Annotated in this window: 17 protein-coding genes and 1 pseudogene; 14 read left to right on the top strand and 4 right to left on the bottom strand. The window is 64.7% G+C overall.

The genetic code is table 11. The annotated features are described in order from the left end of the window. The first annotated feature begins 78 nt into the window (after nt 1–78). The 12 genes from flgB to SM130_RS21055 are packed head-to-tail and all read left to right on the top strand — an operon-like array spanning nt 79 to nt 10,598. Nucleotides 79–444, top strand: coding sequence for a flagellar basal body rod protein FlgB (gene flgB, locus SM130_RS21110; RefSeq protein WP_102826606.1), 366 nt, complete (start codon nt 79–81; stop codon nt 442–444). Then, the gene (gene flgC, locus SM130_RS21105) at nt 444–872 is read left to right on the top strand and encodes a flagellar basal body rod protein FlgC (RefSeq protein ID WP_015278783.1); all 429 of its coding nucleotides are present in this window, start codon (nt 444–446) and stop codon (nt 870–872) included. Before flgB ends, flgC begins: the two co-directional genes overlap by 1 nt. Next, nucleotides 872–1,537 carry a flagellar hook capping FlgD N-terminal domain-containing protein gene (locus SM130_RS21100; protein WP_102826607.1) on the top strand — a complete coding sequence of 222 codons (666 nt, stop codon included), beginning with the start codon at nt 872–874 and terminating at the stop codon, nt 1,535–1,537. Before flgC ends, SM130_RS21100 begins: the two co-directional genes overlap by 1 nt. A gap of 50 nt (nt 1,538–1,587) precedes the next feature. Beyond that, complete coding sequence (gene flgE, locus SM130_RS21095; RefSeq protein WP_102826608.1) at nt 1,588–2,778, top strand: flagellar hook protein FlgE; 1,191 nt, start codon at nt 1,588–1,590, stop codon at nt 2,776–2,778. A 9-nt stretch (nt 2,779–2,787) separates the two neighbouring features. After that, a complete protein-coding gene (gene flgF / locus SM130_RS21090; protein ID WP_102826609.1) occupies nt 2,788–3,516 on the top strand; it encodes a flagellar basal-body rod protein FlgF in 729 nt (242 codons plus the stop codon). A 14-nt stretch (nt 3,517–3,530) separates the two neighbouring features. Then, entirely contained in the window at nt 3,531–4,316 is a 786-nt protein-coding gene (gene flgG, locus SM130_RS21085; protein ID WP_058063393.1) for a flagellar basal-body rod protein FlgG, read from the top strand. Then, nucleotides 4,316–4,984, top strand: coding sequence for a flagellar basal body L-ring protein FlgH (flgH, locus tag SM130_RS21080; RefSeq protein WP_102826610.1), 669 nt, complete (start codon nt 4,316–4,318; stop codon nt 4,982–4,984). The genes flgG and flgH overlap by 1 nt, the downstream gene beginning before the upstream one ends. A gap of 12 nt (nt 4,985–4,996) precedes the next feature. Beyond that, on the top strand, nt 4,997–6,097 hold the full coding sequence (locus tag SM130_RS21075; RefSeq protein WP_102826611.1) for a flagellar basal body P-ring protein FlgI: 1,101 nt from the start codon (nt 4,997–4,999) through the stop codon (nt 6,095–6,097). Between the two features lie 8 nt (nt 6,098–6,105). Beyond that, nucleotides 6,106–7,224, top strand: a complete 1,119-nt coding sequence (locus SM130_RS21070; RefSeq protein ID WP_102826612.1) for a transglycosylase SLT domain-containing protein — start codon at nt 6,106–6,108, stop codon at nt 7,222–7,224. Continuing rightward, a complete protein-coding gene (gene flgK, locus SM130_RS21065; RefSeq protein ID WP_102826613.1) occupies nt 7,221–8,600 on the top strand; it encodes a flagellar hook-associated protein FlgK in 1,380 nt (459 codons plus the stop codon). Before SM130_RS21070 ends, flgK begins: the two co-directional genes overlap by 4 nt. Nucleotides 8,601–8,636: 36 nt before the next feature. After that, on the top strand, nt 8,637–9,545 hold the full coding sequence (flgL, locus tag SM130_RS21060) for a flagellar hook-associated protein FlgL (protein ID WP_102826614.1): 909 nt from the start codon (nt 8,637–8,639) through the stop codon (nt 9,543–9,545). Nucleotides 9,546–9,560: 15 nt separating this feature from the next. Then, nucleotides 9,561–10,598 carry a hypothetical protein gene (locus SM130_RS21055; RefSeq protein WP_102826615.1) on the top strand — a complete coding sequence of 346 codons (1,038 nt, stop codon included), beginning with the start codon at nt 9,561–9,563 and terminating at the stop codon, nt 10,596–10,598. Here SM130_RS21055 and SM130_RS21050 read toward each other — a convergent pair. Further along, nucleotides 10,587–11,802, bottom strand: a pseudogene (locus tag SM130_RS21050) (lactonase family protein). The gene SM130_RS21055 and the pseudogene SM130_RS21050 overlap by 12 nt on opposite strands. A 122-nt stretch (nt 11,803–11,924) precedes the next feature. On the opposite strand from SM130_RS21050, the gene SM130_RS21045 reads away from it, so the two are divergent. After that, entirely contained in the window at nt 11,925–13,082 is a 1,158-nt protein-coding gene (locus tag SM130_RS21045; RefSeq protein ID WP_102826616.1) for an acyl-CoA dehydrogenase family protein, read from the top strand. Beyond that, nucleotides 13,079–15,868, top strand: coding sequence for a response regulator (locus SM130_RS21040; RefSeq protein WP_102826617.1), 2,790 nt, complete (start codon nt 13,079–13,081; stop codon nt 15,866–15,868). The genes SM130_RS21045 and SM130_RS21040 overlap by 4 nt, the downstream gene beginning before the upstream one ends. Here SM130_RS21040 and SM130_RS21035 read toward each other — a convergent pair. The 3 genes from SM130_RS21035 to SM130_RS21025 are packed head-to-tail and all read right to left on the bottom strand — an operon-like array spanning nt 15,831 to nt 19,377. After that, on the bottom strand, nt 15,831–16,049 hold the full coding sequence (locus SM130_RS21035; RefSeq protein WP_102826618.1) for a hypothetical protein: 219 nt from the start codon (nt 16,047–16,049) through the stop codon (nt 15,831–15,833). The genes SM130_RS21040 and SM130_RS21035 overlap by 38 nt on opposite strands. Beyond that, nucleotides 16,046–17,173, bottom strand: coding sequence for a PepSY-associated TM helix domain-containing protein (locus SM130_RS21030; RefSeq protein ID WP_102826619.1), 1,128 nt, complete (start codon nt 17,171–17,173; stop codon nt 16,046–16,048). The genes SM130_RS21035 and SM130_RS21030 overlap by 4 nt, the downstream gene beginning before the upstream one ends. Beyond that, nucleotides 17,173–19,377 (bottom strand): TonB-dependent receptor, encoded by a 2,205-nt coding sequence (locus SM130_RS21025; protein ID WP_102826620.1) that lies wholly within the window; start codon nt 19,375–19,377, stop codon nt 17,173–17,175. The genes SM130_RS21030 and SM130_RS21025 overlap by 1 nt, the downstream gene beginning before the upstream one ends. Between the last annotated feature and the right edge of the window lie 229 nt (nt 19,378–19,606).

The raw sequence follows: 19,606 nt of genomic DNA, 5'->3' as shown, positions 1-19,606 counted from the left end.
TGCGTTAGCGGGCCGGCACGAATGCTGCAAAAGCGATGGTCGGTTATCACACCGCTCATGCTTCAAGGGTATCGGCGAATGAGTATACGGATTGACGACGCCATCGGCGTTCACGAGCGCGCGCTGGGTTTGCGCATGCAGCGCAGCGAGATCCTCGCGGCGAACCTGGCCAACGAGGACACCCCGGGCTTTCAGGCCCGCGACATCGACTTTGGCGTCGAAATGCAGCGCCTGGACGATGGCGCCTCGTCGCGCCTGAGCATCGCTGGCAGCGACCCGCGCATGCTCTATCGCGTACCGACCCAGGCCTCGCAGGACGGCAACACCGTCGAGCTGTCGGTCGAGCAGGCGCAGTTTTCGCGCAATTCCATGGATTTCCAGACCAGCCTGACCTTCCTGACCATGAAATTTCGTGGCCTTAAGCAAGCCATCGAGGGCCGCTGATGTCATTCGATTCCATTTACCGCATCGCCGGTTCGTCGATGAACGCGCAGACCGTGCGGCTGAATACCGTGGCAAGCAACCTGGCCAATACGGACTCAGCGGCCAACAACCCTGCCGACGTCTACCAGGCGCGCAAGCCGATGTTCGCCGCGGTGTACGAGAACAACTCGCTGACCCGCGGCGTCGGCCTGGGCGGCGCCCATGTGCAGGTGCTCGACGTGGTTACCTCGGGCGCCGAACCCAAGCGTCGCTATGAGCCGGGCAATCCGCTGGCCGACGGCGAAGGCTACGTCTATTACCCCGATATCAACGAAATCGAGGAGATGACCGACATGATGTCGGCCACTCGCAGCTTCGAAACCGGTGTCGAGGTGCTCAACCGTGTGAAGAGCATGCAGCAGAGCCTGCTGCGCCTGGGAGAAGTCTGATGAGTAGCGTCAACTCCGCGCTGGACGCCAGCCTGGCCGGCAACACGATCGATCAGGTCAAGCGCGCCGTGAACGTCAGCGACGCCACCACGATGGAGAACAACTTCATCAGCCTGATGGTCGCCCAGATTAAGTATCAGGACCCGACAAAGCCGGTCGACAGCACCGAGTTCCTCAACCAGTTCTCGGCGATGTCCCAGGTCAAGAGCATGGAGAACATGACCAGCCTGGCGCAGAACAATCTGGTGCTGATGGACAACCTGCAGACCCTGACCGCTGCCGGCCTGGTCGGTCAGCAGGTGCGGGTGGCGGTGGATAGCCTGCAGCTGGCCGGCCAGCCAGTGCAGGGGCAATTCACCCTGGCGCATGCCTCCAACCGTACAGCGGTGGTGCTGACCGATTCCAACGGCCTGAAGACCACCATCGAACTGGGCGCCCGCTCTCCCGGACAGGTGCCGTTCGATATCGATCCGCAGCGCCTCGGCCTGCCGGCCGGCCAGTACAGCGTGGTGATCGAGTCGGACAACGGCGAGTTCCCGCAGGTGGAAGTCGCCGGCACGGTCGGCAACGTGCGTGTCAGCGCCGAGGGTCCTGTGCTGCAGATCCAAGGGGTCGGCTCGGTGCCGTTCTACAACATTCTCGAGTTCGGTACCGGCAGCGCCTGAGCGCGGCGGCCAGCCACCGAACCTCCATCCAGCAGAGTCGAGACGCAACCATGAGCTTCAATATCGCCCTGACCGGCCTGTCCGCCGTCAACGAGCAACTCAACACCATCGGCAACAACATCGCCAACTCCGGCACCGTGGGCTTCAAGTCCTCGCGCACCAACTTCGGCAGCCTGTATGCCGAAACCCAGGCCATGGGCGTGGAAGTGATCGGCACCACCCAGAGCATCAGCCAGGGCGGCGCCCTGACCTCGACCAACCGCACCCTCGATCTGGCCATTTCCGGTGGCGGCTTCTTCGTCACCCGCGCCAGCAACGGTGACGTCGGCTACACCCGTGCCGGCATCTTCGGCACCGACAAGGACAGCTACATCACCAACAGCCTCGGCCAGCGCCTGCAGGGCTATCCCGCCGACGCCACCGGCAACCTGCAGACCGGTACCGTCGGTGACCTGCAGCTGCGCTCCGGCGGCATCCCGGCCCGCGCCACCGATGCGCTGAGCTTCGTCGCCAACCTGGACGCGAACCAGCAGGTGCCGACCGTGGCCTTCGACCCGCTGGCGGCGGACAGCTACAACTCCACCTACACCACCAAGCTGTTCGACTCCCAGGGCAAGGAACACACCCTGACGCAGTACTTCGTCAAGACTGGCGACAACAGCTGGAATGCCCACTACTACGTCGACGGCGCAGCCCTGGCGGGCGCCCCGCAGGCGCTGACCTTCGACACCGCCGGCGTGCTGGCCACCCCGATCGGTACGGTGCCACTGGCTGCTCCGCTGACCGGTGGCGTGGCCCCGCTGGCCATCCAGCTCGACTACAGCGGCACCAGCCAGTACGGCTCGGAGTTCAGCGTCACCAACAACCGCGCCACCGGCTATGCGGCCGGCGAGCAGACCGGCATGACCGTGGAGAAGGACGGCAAGGTCTACGCCAGCTACTCCAATGGCGAGCGCATGCTGCAGGGCCAGGTGGTACTGGCCAGCTTCGTCAACGCCGAAGGCCTGAAGAACATCAGCGGCACCGCCTGGACCGAAACCGCTGCCTCCGGCGCGGCGATGCTCGGCGCCCCGGGTGTCGGTCAGTACGGCACTCTAGCGTCCGGTGCGCTGGAAAGCTCCAACGTCGATCTGACGCAGCAGCTGGTAGGCCTGATGGAAGGCCAGCGTAACTACCAGGCCAACACTCAGGTCATTTCCACCAACAAGGAACTGACCCAGGTCCTGTTCAACGCAATCTGAGGCTGACCCATGGATCGCTTGGGATACACCGCGATGACGGCCGCCAGCCGCACGATGATGTCGCTGCAGGTGCGCTCCAACAACCTGGCCAACGTCAATACGCCCGGCTTTCGCGCCGATCTGGAACGCGCTCAGGCCGTGGCGGTGGAAGGCTACGGCTATGACAGCCGGCACATGGCGCTGATCGAGAACAACGGCGTCAGTCTGGCCGCCGGCCCGCTGATGGCCACCGGTCGCGAGCTGGACTTCGCGGTCAAGGGCACCGGCCTGATCGTGCTGCAGGACGGCGAAGGCGAGGCCTACACCCGCCAGGGCAGCATGCAGGTGGATGCCGAAGGGCGCCTGACGCTTAACGGTCGCGCGGTACTCGGCGAGGGCGGCCCGATTGTGCTGCCGGAGTACGACCGCATGGAAATCGGCAATGACGGCACCGTTTCGGTGATGGCTCCCGGCGACTGGATGATGGCCGAGGTCGACCGCATCCGCCTGGTCGACGTGCCGGCAGCCAACCTGACGAAGAACCAGGCCGGCCTGCTGGTGACCCGCGACGGTGAGCCGGCGCAGCCGAGCGAGGACGTGCGGCTGGTCAGCGGCTTCCTCGAGTCGAGCAACGTCTCGGCGATCGACGAGCTGGCCTCGACCATGAGCCTGAACCGCCTGTTCGAAACCCAGGTGAAGATGATGAAAGCCGCCGAGGACCTTTCCGACGCTGGCAACCGAATGATCCGCGGCAGCTGATCGGGAGATAACGCATGAATTCCGCACTTTGGGTCAGCAAGACCGGCCTGGCCGCTCAGGACAAGGCCATGGCCACCGTCGCCAACAACCTGGCCAACGTCAACACCAACGGCTTCAAGAGTGATCGCGCAGTCTTCGAAGACCTGTTCTACGTCATCGAGAAGCAGCCGGGCGCCCAGGCCGACGAAATCAACACCGTGCCCTCCGGCATCCAGCTGGGCAGCGGCGTGCGCGTCGCCGGCACGCAGAAGGTGTTCACCGAAGGCAGCATCCAGACCACCGGGCAGCCGATGGATCTGGCCATCGTCGGGCGCGGCTTCTTTCAGGTCGAGTCGCCCAACGGCGACATCTTCTACACCGAGAACGGCCAGTTCCAGCTCAACGCCGAAGGCATGATGGTCAACGCCCAGGGCCTGCCGCTGAACCCGGCGATCGAAGTGCCCGAAGGCAGCACCGGCTTCACCGTCGGCAGCGATGGCATCGTTACTGCGGTGCTGGCCGGCGACAACCTGCCATCCGAGCTGGGGCAGATCACCCTGGTCAACTTCACCAACCCGGGTGGACTGGAAGCGCTGGGCGGCAACCTCTATCGCGAAACCGTCGCCAGTGGCGAGCCGGTGGAGGGCGTGCCGGGCGAGGAAGGCCTTGGCCAGCTCAAGCAAGGCGTGCTGGAAGGCTCCAACGTGCAGGTGGTGGAAGCAATGGTGGCGATGATCGCCATCCAGCGTGCCTACGAGGCCAATGCCAAGGTCCTCGACGCTGCCAGCGGCATGCAGCAGTTCCTCAACCAGACCGTGTGATGCCGATGAAGCCGATCGCCCTCCTGTTCGCCCTTCTGCTGCTCGGCGGCTGCGCCAGTTTCGACGAGCTGCTGCCCGACGAGGATTCCAGCGAATACGAGCCGCTGGAACTCGACTACAGCCTGCCACCGACCACCGGCGGCGGCCTGTTCCGCTCCGGCTACGGCGGCTCGCTGGTCAGCGACAGGCGTGCGGTGCGGGTCGGCGACATCCTCACCGTGGTGCTGGACGAGTCCACCCAGTCGAGCAAGAGCGCCGGTACCAGCTTCGGCAAGGAATCGAGCGTCGGCATCGGCGTGCCCACCGTTCTGGGCAAGACCTACCCGAACGTGGAAACCTCGGCCTCTGGCGAGCGCGACTTCAAGGGCTCGGCCAAGAGTTCACAGCAGAACACCCTGCGCGGCTCCATCGCCGTCAGCGTGCACCGCGTGCTGCCGAACGGGACGCTGCTGATCAAGGGCGAAAAGGCCCTGCGCCTGAATCAGGGCGACGAGTACATCCGCCTGACCGGCCTGGTGCGCATCGACGACATCAACCGCTACAACCAGGTGTCCTCGCAAAGCGTGGCCAATGCCAAGATTTCCTACGCGGGCCGCGGTGTGCTCAACGACAGCAACTCGGCTGGCTGGCTGACGCGATTCTTCGCGTCGCCGCTGTTCCCTCTTTAAGCGAGCTGACCCATGCAATCCGTGAAGCTGTTTTTCGCCGCCGTTGCGCTGTGCTGGCAATTGCCGGCACAGGCCGTACCGCTGATGGACCTGGTGGATATCGAGGGTATCCGCGGCAACCAGCTGATCGGCTACGGTCTGGTGGTCGGCCTTGATGGCACCGGTGACAAGAATCAGGTGAAGTTCACCAGCCACTCGGTGACCAACATGATCAAGCAGTTCGGCATCAACCTGCCGGCCAACGTCGACCCGAAGCTGAAGAACGTCGCCGCGGTGACCGTAACCGCAACGGTGCCGCCGTCCTACAGCCCGGGGCAGAGCGTCGATGTCACCGTGTCCTCGCTGGGCGACGCCAAGAGCCTGCGCGGCGGCCAGCTGCTGATGACCCCGCTGCAGGGTGTCGACGGCGAGGTCTATGCCGTGGCCCAGGGCGCGCTGGTGGTCGGCGGGGTGAATGCCGAGGGTGCCAGTGGTTCCAAGGTGGCGATCAATACCTCCAACAGCGGGCTGATCCCCAACGGCGCGACGGTGGAGCGGATGATTCCCACCGATTTCACCGAGCGCCCGGACGTGATGCTCAATGTGCGCCAGCCGAGCTTCCAGACCGTCACCCGCGTGGTCGATGCGGTCGATGCCTACTTCGGCAAGGGCACCGCCACCGCGCTCAATGCCACCAAGATCTCGATTCGTGCACCGGTCACCAGCACCCAGCGCATGAGTTTCATGGCCATGCTCGAACGCCTGGACGTTGAAGAAGGCCGCGTGCGGCCGAAGGTGGTGTTCAACAGCCGCACCGGCACCGTGGTGGTCGGCGAGGGCGTGCGAGTGAAGGCCGCCGCGGTCGCCCATGGTTCGCTCACCGTCACCATCAGCGAGCGGCCCCAGGTCAGCCAGCCGGGGCCCTTCTCCCAGGGTCAGACCGCGGTGGTGCCGCAATCGGACGTCGCCGTCGAGCAGGAGCGCAACGCCATGTTCAAGTGGCCCGAAGGCGCCAGCCTGGAAAGCATCATCAGCACCATCAACAGCCTGGGCGCGACCCCGGATGATGTGATGAGCATCCTCCAGTCGCTGGAACGCGCCGGCGCGCTGAACGCCGAACTGATCGTGATGTAAGGCCGACCATGAGCATCGTTTCCCTACCGCAACACCTCAATGCCATGCGCGCGCGCCACGACGGTCCGAGCGCCGCGCGCAGGCAGCAGCTGGAGATGGTTTCCGAGCAGTTCGAGGCCATGTTCCTGCAGCAGATCCTCAAGCAGATGCGCAAGGCCGGCGACGTGCTTTCAGCCGGCAACCCGATGCGCAGTCGCGAGCTGGACACCATGCGCGACTTCTACGACGAGGTGCTCGCCGAGACCCTGGCCGGCAAGCGTCAAACCGGGATTGCCGACATGCTGGTGCAGCAGCTCTCCGGTGGGCTGGGCGGCACCGCGCCGGCGCCTGCCGCGCTCGGTCTGGCCAGTGCCGGGCAGGGCGGCCAGCATGCGCTGCGTGGTACCTGGCAGCGCGGCGTCGATGCGCTGGACAACGCCTGGGCGGCGGGCAAGGCGGGCTTCCGCGCGCTGGTGGATAGCGTCATCAAGCACGAATCCAGCGGCAACGTCGCCGCCGTTTCGCCCAAGGGCGCGCGCGGGCTGATGCAGTTGATGCCTGGCACCGCCCGCGACATGGCTGCCGAACTCGGCCTGCCGTTCGACGAAGCGCGCCTGACCAGCGATGCCGAGTACAACAAGCGCCTCGGCAGCGCGTACCTGAACAAGATGCTCGATCGCTACGACGGCCACCAGGCACTGGCGCTGGCGGCCTACAACGCCGGCCCTGGCAAGGTCGACGAGTGGCTGAAGAGCCATGGCGATCCGCGCCGTGGCGAAATCGATGCGGCCAGCTGGATACAGAAGATTCCGTACCAGGAAACCCGCAACTACACGCGCAACATCCTCAAGGATCTGCAGGCTGCCAACAGCCAGGAGCGCGCGCCACAGGCCGCGCTGCCGTCACAACAGGCGCGCTGGCCGCAGGTCGTGCAGGTCAGTCTGGCGGCATCTGAGCGCCTGAATCAGGCGCAAACGCTGGCGATGACTCAGGGCACGAGCGTCAGCGCCGAGCAGCTGACATCCGCGTCGCTTAATAACACGCCCGCTGCAGTCGCCTTGGATAGGCAGCAGCCGGTTGTCGCCCGCCATCTATCGGTGGCGTTCGCGCAACCGATCCGGATCGAGTCGAAGGAAGTCCTGTCGTGAGCATCTTGAGTCAGATTGGCTACAGCGGTGTACGTGCCTCCCAGATCGCCCTTACCGCGACCGGGCAGAACATCGCCAACGTCAACACGCCCGGTTTCAGCCGCCTGGCGCCGGAGATGCACTCGGTCGGTGGCCAGACTGCCACCAGCATCGGCGGCGGCGTGCAGGTCAGCAGCATCCGCCGGCTGTCCAACGATTTCCAGAATCAGCAGCTCTGGCGCGCCAGCACCGACAAAAACTACTACGGCACCAGCCAGCAGTACCTGTCGGCGCTGGAAGGCCTGATCCATAGCGAAGGGTCCAGTGTCAGCGTTGGCCTGGACAACTTCTTCGCCGCGCTCAGCGAAGCCAGCTCGACGCCCGAATCCATCGCCCTGCGTCAGCAGATCATCGGCGAGGCCAAGCAACTGGCGCAGCGCTTCAACGGCCTGAACGGCAACATCGGCACGCAGCTCAATGCGCTGCAGGGCCAGCGCGTGGCAATGGTCAGCGAGATCAACGGGCTGTCTGGCAACATTGCCGAACTGAATGCCGAGATCCTCAAGATGGAGTCGGCCGGGCGGGATACCGCCACGCTGCGCGACTACCGCGAGAACCTGATCAAGGACCTCAGCCAGTACGCCGGAATCCGCGTGCAGGAAGTCGCCGATGGCACGCTGACGGTTTCCCTGGCCAACGGCCAGCCTCTGGTTGCGGGCTCCACGGCCGGTCAGCTGCGGGTGGAGCAAAACTTGGCCGGCGAGCAGGAACTGACCCTGGTATTCGCCAAGACCACCTTCCCGCTGGTGCAGCAGGGCCTTGGCGGCTCGCTCGGTGCGCTCTACGACATGGAGTACGGCGCGCTACGCCCGGCCCAGGCGGACCTGCACGATATGGCTGCTGCCCTGGCGCAGAGCGTCAACGACACCCTGGCCGGCGGCTTCGACCTGGCCGGCAACCCGGGCCAGCCGCTGTTCGTCTACACACCTGGCAGCACCAGCGGCATGCTCGCGGTGACCGCTCTGACCCCGGAACAGCTGGCGTTTTCCTCCGCTGGCCAGACTGGCACCGGCGAAGTCGGCAACAACGAGAATCTGCTGGCGCTGCTGGAGCTAAAGTCGGCCAAGGTTAACGTGGCCGGCAGCGATGTTCCGCTCAACGACGCCTATGCCGGGCTGGTCGGCCGCGTCGGCAGCGCCAGCCGGCAGAACAAGGCCGACCTGGCAGCCGCCGCGGTCGTCGCCGAGCAGGCGCAGGCCCAGCGCGACAGCGTCAGTGCGGTCAATCTGGATGAAGAGGCGGTCAACCTCATGGCCTATGAGCAGGCCTACCAGGCCAATATGAAAGTCATCAGTACTTCCAACGATTTGTTCAGGGCCGTGCTGGCCATGTTCTGAGCGGCACCCGCTCGACCCGACTGACGAGAAAGACACATGCGCATTTCCAATGCCCAGATCACCGCAATGATGCACGGCTCGCTGAACAACAGTTCGGAGAAGCTCGGCAAGCTGATGCAGCAGATGGCCAGCGGCGAGCGCATGCTGGTGCCGTCCGATGACCCGATCTCCGCGGTCCGTGTGCTGCGTATCCAGCGCGAGGAAGCCAGCCTGACGCAGTACCGCACCAACATCGCCAACGTTTCCGGCAACCTGTCCAAGCAGGAGGCGAACCTCAAGGCAGCCTCGGACAGCATGCTGAGCATCCGCGATCTGCTGCTGTGGGCGGCCAATGGCAGCAACACCGATGCAGACCTGTCGGCCATCGCCAATGAGCTGGAGTCGCTGGAAGGCACCGTGCTGAGCTTCGCCAACGTGCGTGACGAGGAAGGCCGCTACCTGTTCGCCGGCACCCGTTCCAATCAGCCGGCCGTCGCTCTGGTCGGCGGTGCCTACGTACTACAGGGCAACGACCAGCATCGCCAGGCGGCAGTGGCCAACGGCGTGCTGGTGGAGGAGAACGTCACCGCTGCGCAGATCTTCGGCGCTGACGTCGGCATGCTCAACGAGCTGCGCGCCCTGGTGCAGGTTCTCAAGGATCCGGCGCTGGATTCCACCGACCCGGCCGTGCGTGCGCAGATCACAGCGGCCATGGACAACCTGGACGCCACCCATGTCCGGCTGCTCGGTGCAGTGACTGACCTCGGCGGGCGGCAGAACACTCTGACGCTGCTCAGCAGCAGCAATGAGGACGTCTCGTTGGTGAATCAGAAGATCGACGGCGAGCTGTCGCGTCTGGACTATGCCGGCGCCAGTATCGACCTGAACAACTACCAGCTGTCCCTGCAGGCCACCCAGAAGACCTATCTGAAGATCAATGGCCTATCGCTGTTCGGCATGCTCTAAGCGAGGAACGCTTGAATGAAGATTGGCAAGCCGCTTCCCGCCGTTTCCGCCATCAACCCCCATGAGCGGCGGCAAGCTCTGCTTCCGGACGTACCCACGCCGCCGCGACGGCTGCCGGTGCAGGGTGATGCCGCGCATGCGGAAACCGCCAACAAGAAGAGCACCAGCTTCAGCCTGCAGCTCAATCAGCAGCTGTCTTCCATGCAGTCGGCGGAAAGCTACCTGAATGACCTGCACGGCAAGCTTTCCCAGCTCAAGCTCAGCCTCAGTCGTGAAATCAGCTCGCCGACCTCGAATACCGGGCCGGATGCGATTCGGCATGCCATGCAGGAAGTGGAGCAGCTGTTGCGTGAGCGCAGCAAGCGTTCGGCCAACTCGCTGGATGCGACGCTGAAGCTGCGCCTGAGCGAGCCGGTGCGCAGCCGCTTCAGCCTGCAGGGCCTGGAATCGCTCGAGGCCATCCGCCAGTCCGGGCGCGAGACGTTGCTGTTCAGCGGCGGCCGCCAGCTGGCCGAGCCGGTGGCGGTGGTGTTCGACGATGACATGAACGATGAACAGATCCTGCGCCGCTTCAATGGCAGCCTCGGACAGTCCGGTATCCGCGCCGAACTTGATGACAGTGGCCGGCTCAGGTTCTCGGCGCGGGAAAGCGATTGGCAGCAGCTAAAGGGCCAGCTGGCGGTGCAGGGCGAGGACAAACTCTTCGCCAAGGGCCGCTTCCAGCGTGTACAGAGCAATGAAGAGCAGTTGCTGAAGCTCCCCGAAGAACCGGCGCTGGATTCGCTGCGTGAACTGCGGCGCATGCTCGATACCGTGGTGGCCGGGCTGGAGAAGGTCGGCGCGCTGCGTGAGCAGCTTGGTCAGCGTCAGCGCGAGATCCGCGAATTCCTGGCGCAACAGGCCGATGTCGATGAGCAGCAATGGGCGAAGGATTTTTCACACTCAGTCTTCAACCTGATGCAACGCAGCCCGTCCAGCTACGCCGCGGTCACCCAGACGGTAGTCGCTCAGGCCAACATCAGCCGTTTCGCGGTGGTCAGCCTATTGTCCTGACTTGCTCCGCTCAGTTCGGGGCAGAAACTTGATATCCGAGGGTCGCCCCACCGGCAGCGTCTGCAGGGTCTTGCCGAGTTTTCCGCTGTCCGGGTCACGGCGGAGCACCACCAGGCTATCGCTCAGCTGATTGGCGATCAGCATGAAGCGCCCGTCCGGGGGTGATGGCGAACTCCCGAGGCTCGCGGCCTTCGCTCGGGCGGCGCTGGATTTCTCGCAGCGCGCCATCGTTGTCGATGGTGAAGACGATGATGTGGTTGTAGTCGCCGCGGTCGCTGACATAGAGGAAACGACCGTCGGCAGAGGTATGGATCGCACCTGGCGAATGGCGCACATCGCTGCCGGTTTCTTTCAGGTCCAGCAGTTGCCGGCGGGTCAGCTTGCCATCGGTGTAGTCGAAGCTGGCAACCTGCGCGCTCAGTTCGAGGGCGAGGTAGGCGTGCTTGCCGCTCGGGTGGAATACCAGGTGGCGTGGGCCGCTGCCGGCTGGCAGCTCGACACTGGCGGGCTCGTCGGGCTGCAGCGGGCGTTCGGCATTGCTCGGGTCGTAGCGGTAGATGAACACCCGGTCGGCGCCCAGGTCACTGACCAGCAGGCGCTGGCCGTCCGGGCTCGGCACGGCGGAATGCACATGGGCCGACTGCTGGCGTTCGGGATGCACGCCGCTCGATGGATGTGCAGCGATCTGTGTGACCGGCAAGGGGCGGCCATCCTCGGCCAGTGGCATCACGGCCAGGCTGCCGCCCGGGTTTGGTCGCGAGCCGTAGTTGCTGATGAACAGGTAGCGACCGTCATGGCTCAGGCTGGCATGGGTCGGCTCGTCGCCTAGACTGATGCTCTGCCCGATTGGCTTATGTTCGCTGGCAGCATCGAGTTGCCAGGCGCTGACGCGGCCGACCGGGTCATCGTGGGCCGGGCCGTTCTCGTTGGTGGCATAGAGGCGCCCACGTTCTTTATCCAGCACCAGCCAGGACGGGTTGTCACTGGCGAGTGTCTGTAGAGGTGTTGGGTCGATCTGCCCGGTCGCGGCATCGAAGCGCAGGCGCAGCACGCCCGGGCTGTCACTGTCGTGCGTGTAGCTGCCGATGAGGATGTGCATATTGTCTGTCTCGGCTCGCGCACCAGCCGTCAGCATCGCACCGACCAGCAGGGCGAAACCGAGGCGAAGCAGTGTGGGCCGATTGCCCCTGGTCATTGAAGTCATGCGAGTATGACCACCGTTATTGCACAACGCTCCCGCGAGATGCAGGTCAGAACAATACCTGACCTCTACGGTCTGATATCCACCCTGGCGGATGCCGGCCTCCCTTGATTCGAGGAAGTTTCATGGACCATTTGCTTCCCGTTCAGCTCGTAGAATTGCAGCGCGTCGCCACCGATCTGGCCGAAACCGTCATCGCGCCGCTGGCTGCCGAGGTTGACGCTGAATGCCGCTGGCCCGCCCATTCGATGCGAGCCTTCGCCGACGCCGGTCTGCTTGGTCTGCAGGTGCCGAGCGAATTGGGTGGCTTTGGACAGGGGCTGCTGGGCTTGTGCGTACTCACCGAGACGATCGCTCGCGCCTGCCCATCGTCGGCGTTGTGCTACGGCATGCATTGCGTGGCCACCGCGGTGATCGCCGCCAAGGCCACCGATCATCAGCGCGAACACTACCTGCGGGAGATCGCTCAGGGTCGTCATATCACCACCCTGGCATTGTCCGAGCAGGGCACCGGCGCGCATTTCTACCTGCCGGAAACTCGTCTGGATGCCGATGGTGAAGATTTCGTGGTCGACGGCACCAAGCAGTTCGTCACCAATGGCGGGTACGCCGACTCCTACGTTGTTTCTACCGTGGCCGCGGGCGCCGAAGCCGGGGATTTCAGCTGCCTGATCGTCGACAAGGGCAGCGACGGCATGCAATGGCTCGATGCCTGGGCCGGCTTCGGCATGCGCGGCAACTCCTCGCGACCGCTACGCCTGGATCAGGTCCGGGTGCCTGCGCGCAACCTGCTCGGCGAGCCGGGTGATCAGGTCTGGTATGTATTCGAGGTGGTCGCGCCGTTCTTCCTCATGGCCATGGCCGGCACTTACCTTGGGGTCGCTCAGGCGGCGCTGGACGAAGCCAGCCTGCAGCTGCGCTCGCGGCGCTACAGCCATTCCGGCGAGGCCTTGCGGGATGTGGAAAGCCTGCAGATTCGCTACGGCGAACTCTGGACCGATCTGGTCAAGACCCGCGCGCTGGTGCGTGAAGCCGCACGCCGCGGCGATGCCGCGCATCCCGAGGCGTTGCCCTTCATTCTGGCCTGCAAGGCGGATGCGGCAGAAACCGCGGTGCGCTTGGCAAACGAGGCGATGACCCTTTGCGGCGGCGCGGCGTATCGCGAGAACAGCCGCGCGGCGCGGTTGCTGCGCGACGCCCGTGCCAGCCATGTGATGACCCCTACTACCGGCCTGCTCAAACTCTGGACAGGTCGCAGCCTGCTGGGGTTGCCGCTGCTATGAGTGAACTGCTGCTCGATCGCATCGCCCTGCTGGAGGCGGGCGACGACACCTCTTTGCGCGAGCGAATAAGCAGTTGGGCTGTGGCGCAAGGGCTGCACTTGCGCTGCCTCGATATGAGCGCGTTGCCGCCCGAAGACGACCAACCCGCGCTGGCACTATTGGCGCCGGGGCTGCCGCGTCCGGTGGCGCTGGCGCGGCAGTTGCGCAGCCGTTGGAAGGCCACGCAGCTGCTGTTTCTCTGCCAAGAGGCGGATGTCGACGCGCTGCATCGTGAACTGGGCCCGGCACCTTTGCTGGGGCCTTACTGGTCCATCGTCACCCTCGGTGCCAAGCCGCTGCAGCAACTCGACGAGGCGCTGGCGAGCGTACGCCGGCGGATGCGCCTGCGCACGACCCTGGCGCGGGCCAACGTTACGGTCGATGGCACGCACACGAGCAGACGGCCACTGCCGGCGGCCGAACTCTATCTGCATCACTTCATCGACGCGGCTCGCGACGCCATTGTCGGCCTCGACCACGCGGGCGCGGTGCTCTACTGGAGTGCCGGCGCCGCCGAACTGTTCGGCCTGCCGCGCGGCGAGGTACTGGGGCGTCCCGCGAGTGCTCTGCCGTTCTGGAGTGCCGAACTGGCCCAGGCCTTGGCACGCGTGCAGGACTGCGATGAGACGCTGACCCTGCAGCACGACGACGCAGCCGGTGCGCGAACGCTGGAGATCGTCGTGGCGGCCGTCTGCGCGGCGGATCGCGCGGTGGTGGGAGCGGCGCTGACGGTGCGTGATGTGTCGGCCCTGGTTGCCGAGCGCCGCGCCAGCGAGTTGCAGGGGCATCAGCTCAGCGAGGAGCGCGCGCACCTGCAGCGGCTGTTCGACCAGGCGCCCGGCTTCATCGCCATCACCGAAGGCCCGCAACATCAGCTGAAGATCGCCAACCGCGCATTCCACCAGCTGGTCGGTGCCCGCGAATTGCTCGGCCGGCCGGCCTTCAAGGCGTTCCCGCAGTTGGAGAGCCGTGCCCTTTCCGAACTGCTGCAACAGGTCTACGTCACCGGTCGGCCCTATATCGGCCGCGACATCGCGGTACGCGTCAGGCCCCAGGCTGGTGGCAAGGCCGAGCGCCGCTATGTGAACTTCATCTTCCAGCCGGTCTTCAGCGAGGACGAACAGATCAGCGGCATCTTCTGCCAGGGTCATGACGTCACCGCCCAGGTGTTGGCGCAGCAGGCACTGCAACGCTCCAGCGAGCGCCTGCAGGAGCTGGTCGAGGAGCGCACCCAGGAACTGGAACTGAGCCGTCAGGCGCTGTATCAGTCGCAGAAGCTCGAAGCCATCGGCAAGCTCACCGGTGGCGTGGCCCACGACTTCAACAACGTACTGCAGGTGATTGCCGGCAACCTGCAATTGCTGCAGCCGCTGGTGGAAGACAACCGCACCGCGGCCAAACGGGTCGATGCTGCCGGTTCGGCCGTCGAACGCGGCGCCAAGTTGGCGCGCCAGCTGCTGGCCTTCGCGCGGCGGCAACCGCTGCGCCCGCAGCCAACCAATCTAGGGCGACTGCTGCGTGATCTCGACGAGTTGCTGCGGCAGGCCTTGGGCGAGCGTATCGAGATCGAAACCGTGGTGGCGGGCGGGTTATGGACGACGATGGTCGATCCAAACCAGCTCGAACAGGTGGTATTGAACCTGGCCATCAATGCCCGCGATGCCATGCCTGGAGGCGGCAAGCTGACCCTGGAACTCGGCAACTCCATGCTCGACGAGCATTACGCCGAGACCCAGGCCGACGTCGCGCCCGGTCAATACGTGCTGCTGGCCGTGTCCGACACCGGCGTCGGCATGCCTGCCGAGATCGTCGAGCAGGCCTTCGAGCCGTTCTTCACCACCAAGCCCGAGGGTCACGGTACCGGGCTGGGGCTGAGCATGGCCTATGGCTTCGCCAAGCAAAGCAGCGGGCATATACGCCTGTACAGCGAGTTGGGCGCCGGCACCACGGTGAAGCTCTATCTGCCACGCACCGAGCAGCCCGAGGTACAGGCCCAGCCATCCACTGTCGGGCCGGTGGTCGGCGGCAGCGAAACCATTCTGGTAGTGGAAGACGACCTGCCGGTGCAGGCCACGGTGATCGAACTGCTGACCGGTCTCGGCTATTCGGTGCTGCGCGCCAATGATGCGCAAAGTGCCTTGAGCATTCTGCACAGTGGCCTATCCATCGACCTGCTGTTCACCGACGTGGTCATGCCCGGGTCGTTGAGCAGCACCGAACTGGCGCGCCAGGCGCGCCTGTTGCTGCCGAACATCGCGGTACTGTTCACCTCGGGCTACACGCGCAACGCCGTCGTCCATGGCGGGCGCCTCGATCCGGGCGTGGAATTACTGAGCAAGCCCTATCGCCAGGAAGACCTGGCGCGCAAGGTTCGTCAGCTACTGGGCGCGCAGCACAGTGAGGAGCCGGTGGCGGCGCAACCATGGGTGATGGTGGTGGAGGATCAGCCCCAGCTGCTTGCCCTGACCTGCGAAATGGTCGAGGAGCTGGGCTACCGCGCCTGCGGCTATCCGAATGCGGAACTGGCCGCGCAGGCGCTGCATGAGCAGCGTTTCGATCAGCTGCTGCTCGACGTCAACCTGCCAGGCCGCTCGGGCCCCGATTTCGCCGCTGAAGCCCTGACAATACAGCCGTGGCTGCGGCTGGTATTCGTCTCTGGTGAAGGCCGTATCGACAGCAATCTGCCGGCATGCTCGCTACCCAAGCCGTTCAGCTTCGACCAGCTCGCCGAGATACTGCAGTCCTGAGTTCACCACGCGCCTGAGGACGGGCGCCGCTGCGTGACAAGCCGTGCAGGCCAATGGCGACGGGCGCCGCCAGGGCCAGCCAGCTCAACCAGTCGCCGGCGCCTTCGGAGACAAGCCCGGCAATCAGGCCGAAAGTGGATACCACGCCAATCAGTATCGGCCACAACCAGATGCGCATCATGAGCGCACCTCTGTCGCGCCGCGCTTGAGCCACAGGTACAGGCCGCTGCCCAGCACGACGATGGTGAGGATATCCAGCAGCCCCCAGAGGATCTTCAGCGGCAGTCCACCGTAGTCGCCGAAGTGCAGCGGTTCGGACAGCTGCAGTGCGGTCACGTACCAGGGGCGGGCGCCGGCTTCGAGTACTTCGCCATCGGCCGGGTCGACCAGCAGTGCCTGGGTCAGGCGTGAGGTCAGCGGCGTGTCGCCGCGCAGGATTACTGCGACATGCTCCGGCGTGGCGCGTAGCGTCCCTGGGTAGGCGATCATCGCCACTGCCATGCCCGGTACAGCGGCGAGCACGCGGTCGACGGCGACCTGCAGCGAGCCGTCTGCGGCGGGTGCATTGCTGGCATCAGCGGCTAACAGTACCCGCGTTTCGCCGGCCTGCAGCGCGCTGACCTGTTCAGCCTGCCAGGCCTGAAAGATCAGATCTGCCCAGGTATTGATCACGCCGGTGAAGCCGACCGCCAAAGCCCATACCAGCGTGACGATGCCGAGCAGGTTGTGCAGATCCAGCCAACGCGTGCGCGGCGTGCGTTCCTGGCGCACTTCGCCAAAGCGCAGCTTGCGCATGAAGGGTGCATAGAGCACCACGCCGGAGATGATCGCGACCATCAGCAGCAGCCCCATGAAACCGAGAAACAGCTTGCCCGCCAGCCCCGCATAGAGGTCGACGTGCAAGCGGTACATCACACTCATGAAGCCTTCGTCGAACTTTGGCGCGCCGAGTACCTCCGCCGTGCGCGCATCGGAGAGGATCAAGGTGGACTGGCTTTCATCGGTGTCGACGCGGGTGTCGAGCTTGACGTACCAGACATCCGGATCGTCCTCCTCGGCGAAGAAGTACAGCGGCACCAGGCCCGGGTAGGCCTTCACCGCCTGTGCTGCAACCCGGTCGACCGGAGCGCGCGGCGTGCCGTCGGGCATCGCCGGGGCTTCGATTTCGCTACCGGTGAGGTGCTCGATCTCGTGAGAAAAAACCAGCGGCAAGCCGGTCAGGCAAAGCATCAAGATGAACAGCGTGCAGATGAGGCTGGACCACTTGTGGACCCAGCCCCACCGACGTAGAGCGACTGCCTGCATCAGAAGTCGACCGTGGCGCTGACCGAGAGCGTGCGTGGGGCGCCGAGGACCATGTAATTGGCGTTCGGATAGCCACCCACTGAGGCCCAGTAATCACGGCCGGTGGCGTTGTCCAGGCGAGCACGCAGGGTTACGTCGCGTTCGTCGATGACCATGCGGTAGCGCGCGCCGAGGTCCAGACGGGTCCAGGATGGCGCCTCCATATCGTTGGCCGTATCGGCGTACTGGCCGCTGGTGTAGACGACACGGCTGGTCAGGGTCAGACCATTGGTGCCGGGTACGTCCCACTCGCCGCCAATATTTGCCTGGGTGCGTGGCACGCCGATGGCACGGTTGCCTTCGTTGAGACCGTCCTGGGTGCTTGTCAGCTCCGCATCGAGCAGGGTCACACCGCCCAATAGGCGCACGCCATAGGTCGGCTCGCCGAACACGGACAGTTCGATGCCGCGATTGCGCTGCTCGCCGCCGTCAGTGAACACGCCGTTCTCTACTGTGCTGAATGGCCGCTCAGTGGTGAACAGCGCCAGGCTGCCACCCAGATTGCCGCCGTCGTACTTGATACCTACCTCGGTCTGCTCCGAAACGTAAGGCTCGAGCGCTTCGCCGGCATTGATGATGCTGACGCTCCCGCTAGTTGCCGGTGCGATATCGCCCTTGACCAGTCCTTCGATGTAGTTGGCGTAGACAGAAATCTCGTCGGTCAGCTGATAAACCACGCCGGCAACCGGGCTGGTTTTGTACCGATTGTAGGAGGACAGGCGATTACCGCTGTCGTAGTCGTAGCTCTTGGCCTCGATGCCCTGACGACGCGCGCCGAGGGTGACGAGGAGACGGTCATCCATAAATCCCAAGGTATCGGCGATGGCCAGACTCTGGGTGTGGGTACGCTCGGTGACGTTCGGGTCTGACATCGAGCCGCCAACCCAGACGGTGTCCGGCATGGTGGCCGCGAACGGCTGATATATATCCGCCGCGTAGCTGCCCGACATGCCGTAGGCGTTGCGGGCCTCCAGATCGAACATTGCCGCTGAAACCACCCACTCGTGTGAAACGTCGCCAGTCCGACCGCGGGCGCGCAGGCCCACTTCGCTGGTGAATACCTCTTCCTCACGAATGTTGTCGAAGCGGTAAAAAGTCCCAGCGCCCGAACTGCCTGCGGTCATGCTGGCCAACCGGTTCTTCTCCTCGCCCTCACGCACGCCGGCGGCGAGCCAGCCGGTCACCGCGTCTGAGAAGTCGTATTCGGCGCGGAAGGTGCCGAAGGTCTGCTTTTCCTTGGAATACGTCCACGGCTGGGCAAAGTTGTCGTCGGCGTCCGGCGCGCTGGGAATGCCGCCGCTCGGGGTGACGCTCGGACGCGGATTGTCGATGAAGTGGTACTGGTGGCCGATGTCCCCGGAGAGGCGGAAATTGTCGCCCTGGTAGTCGAGCCCTAAGGCGAACATGTCTAGAGTACGATCCTCATCCTCGACCGTGGTCTCGCCAGCGCGCTTGGCGGCGTTCAGACGCACGCCGAAGCGCTCCTCTTCGCCGAAGCGGCGGGCGATATCCGCATGGGTCATTGCCTGACCACCATTTTCGGCACCGAGCGTCAGGCGGGTCAGCGGCTCGTTCGGCGCGCGCTTGGGCAGAATATTGATAGCCCCACCGATGCCACTGCCGCCCGGCGCTGCGCCGTTGAGGAACGTGTTGGCACCGCGGAATACTTCCACACGCTCGATGAATTCAGCGGCCACATACTGGCGCGGCAGCAGGCCGTAGAGGCCGTTGTAGGAAATATCGTCGGAGTACACCGGGAAGCCGCGTACCACGTACAGCTCCTGGAAGTTGCCGAAGCCGCGCGCCACCCGCACCGATGGGTCATTCTGCAGTACGTCGGACACGCTGCGCGCTTGCTGGTCGTGAATCAGCTGCGAGGTGTAGGAGGTCGAGGTGAACGGCGTTTCCATGTAGTCGCGATTGCCCAGAATCCCTACACGCCCACCGCGTGCGACCTGCTCACCGGCATAGGGCTGGGTCAGGCCTTCGGCGGAGGCGTCGGCGCTGGCCGTGATTTCCACCGATTGCAACTCGACCGGCTCGGCTGCCCCCCCTTGAGATTGGCTTTCGAGTTGTTCCTGGGCCATGAGCGGCGAGCCAGCGAAGCTGGCGGCAAGGCAAACGGGCAGCAATGCGGATTTACGCGGGAAGCGAAGAGTGGACATGGTGACCTGACCGGACGTTGAGCTGTGAGGGCGGCGGATGACGGCGAGGCGGGCTATATGAGAGCCAGTGCCATCTGAGAGCCACTATCGTATCTAAAAGATAACAGTTCGCAACCGTATTTCGTCTGGCGGTACCGCGGCGCAGTGGCGCGCCTACCGTTCAGGCTGTCTGGCCCGCGGCCCGTCGCGTTCCGATCATCTGCAAAAAAACCTTCTGATTTGTCGATTC

The sequence above is a fragment of the Stutzerimonas stutzeri genome (assembly GCF_038561965.1).
Lineage (GTDB): Bacteria > Pseudomonadota > Gammaproteobacteria > Pseudomonadales > Pseudomonadaceae > Stutzerimonas > Stutzerimonas stutzeri_AA.
The sequence above is the reverse complement of the archived record's forward strand: the minus strand, read 5'-3'. Positions and strand labels throughout refer to the sequence as shown.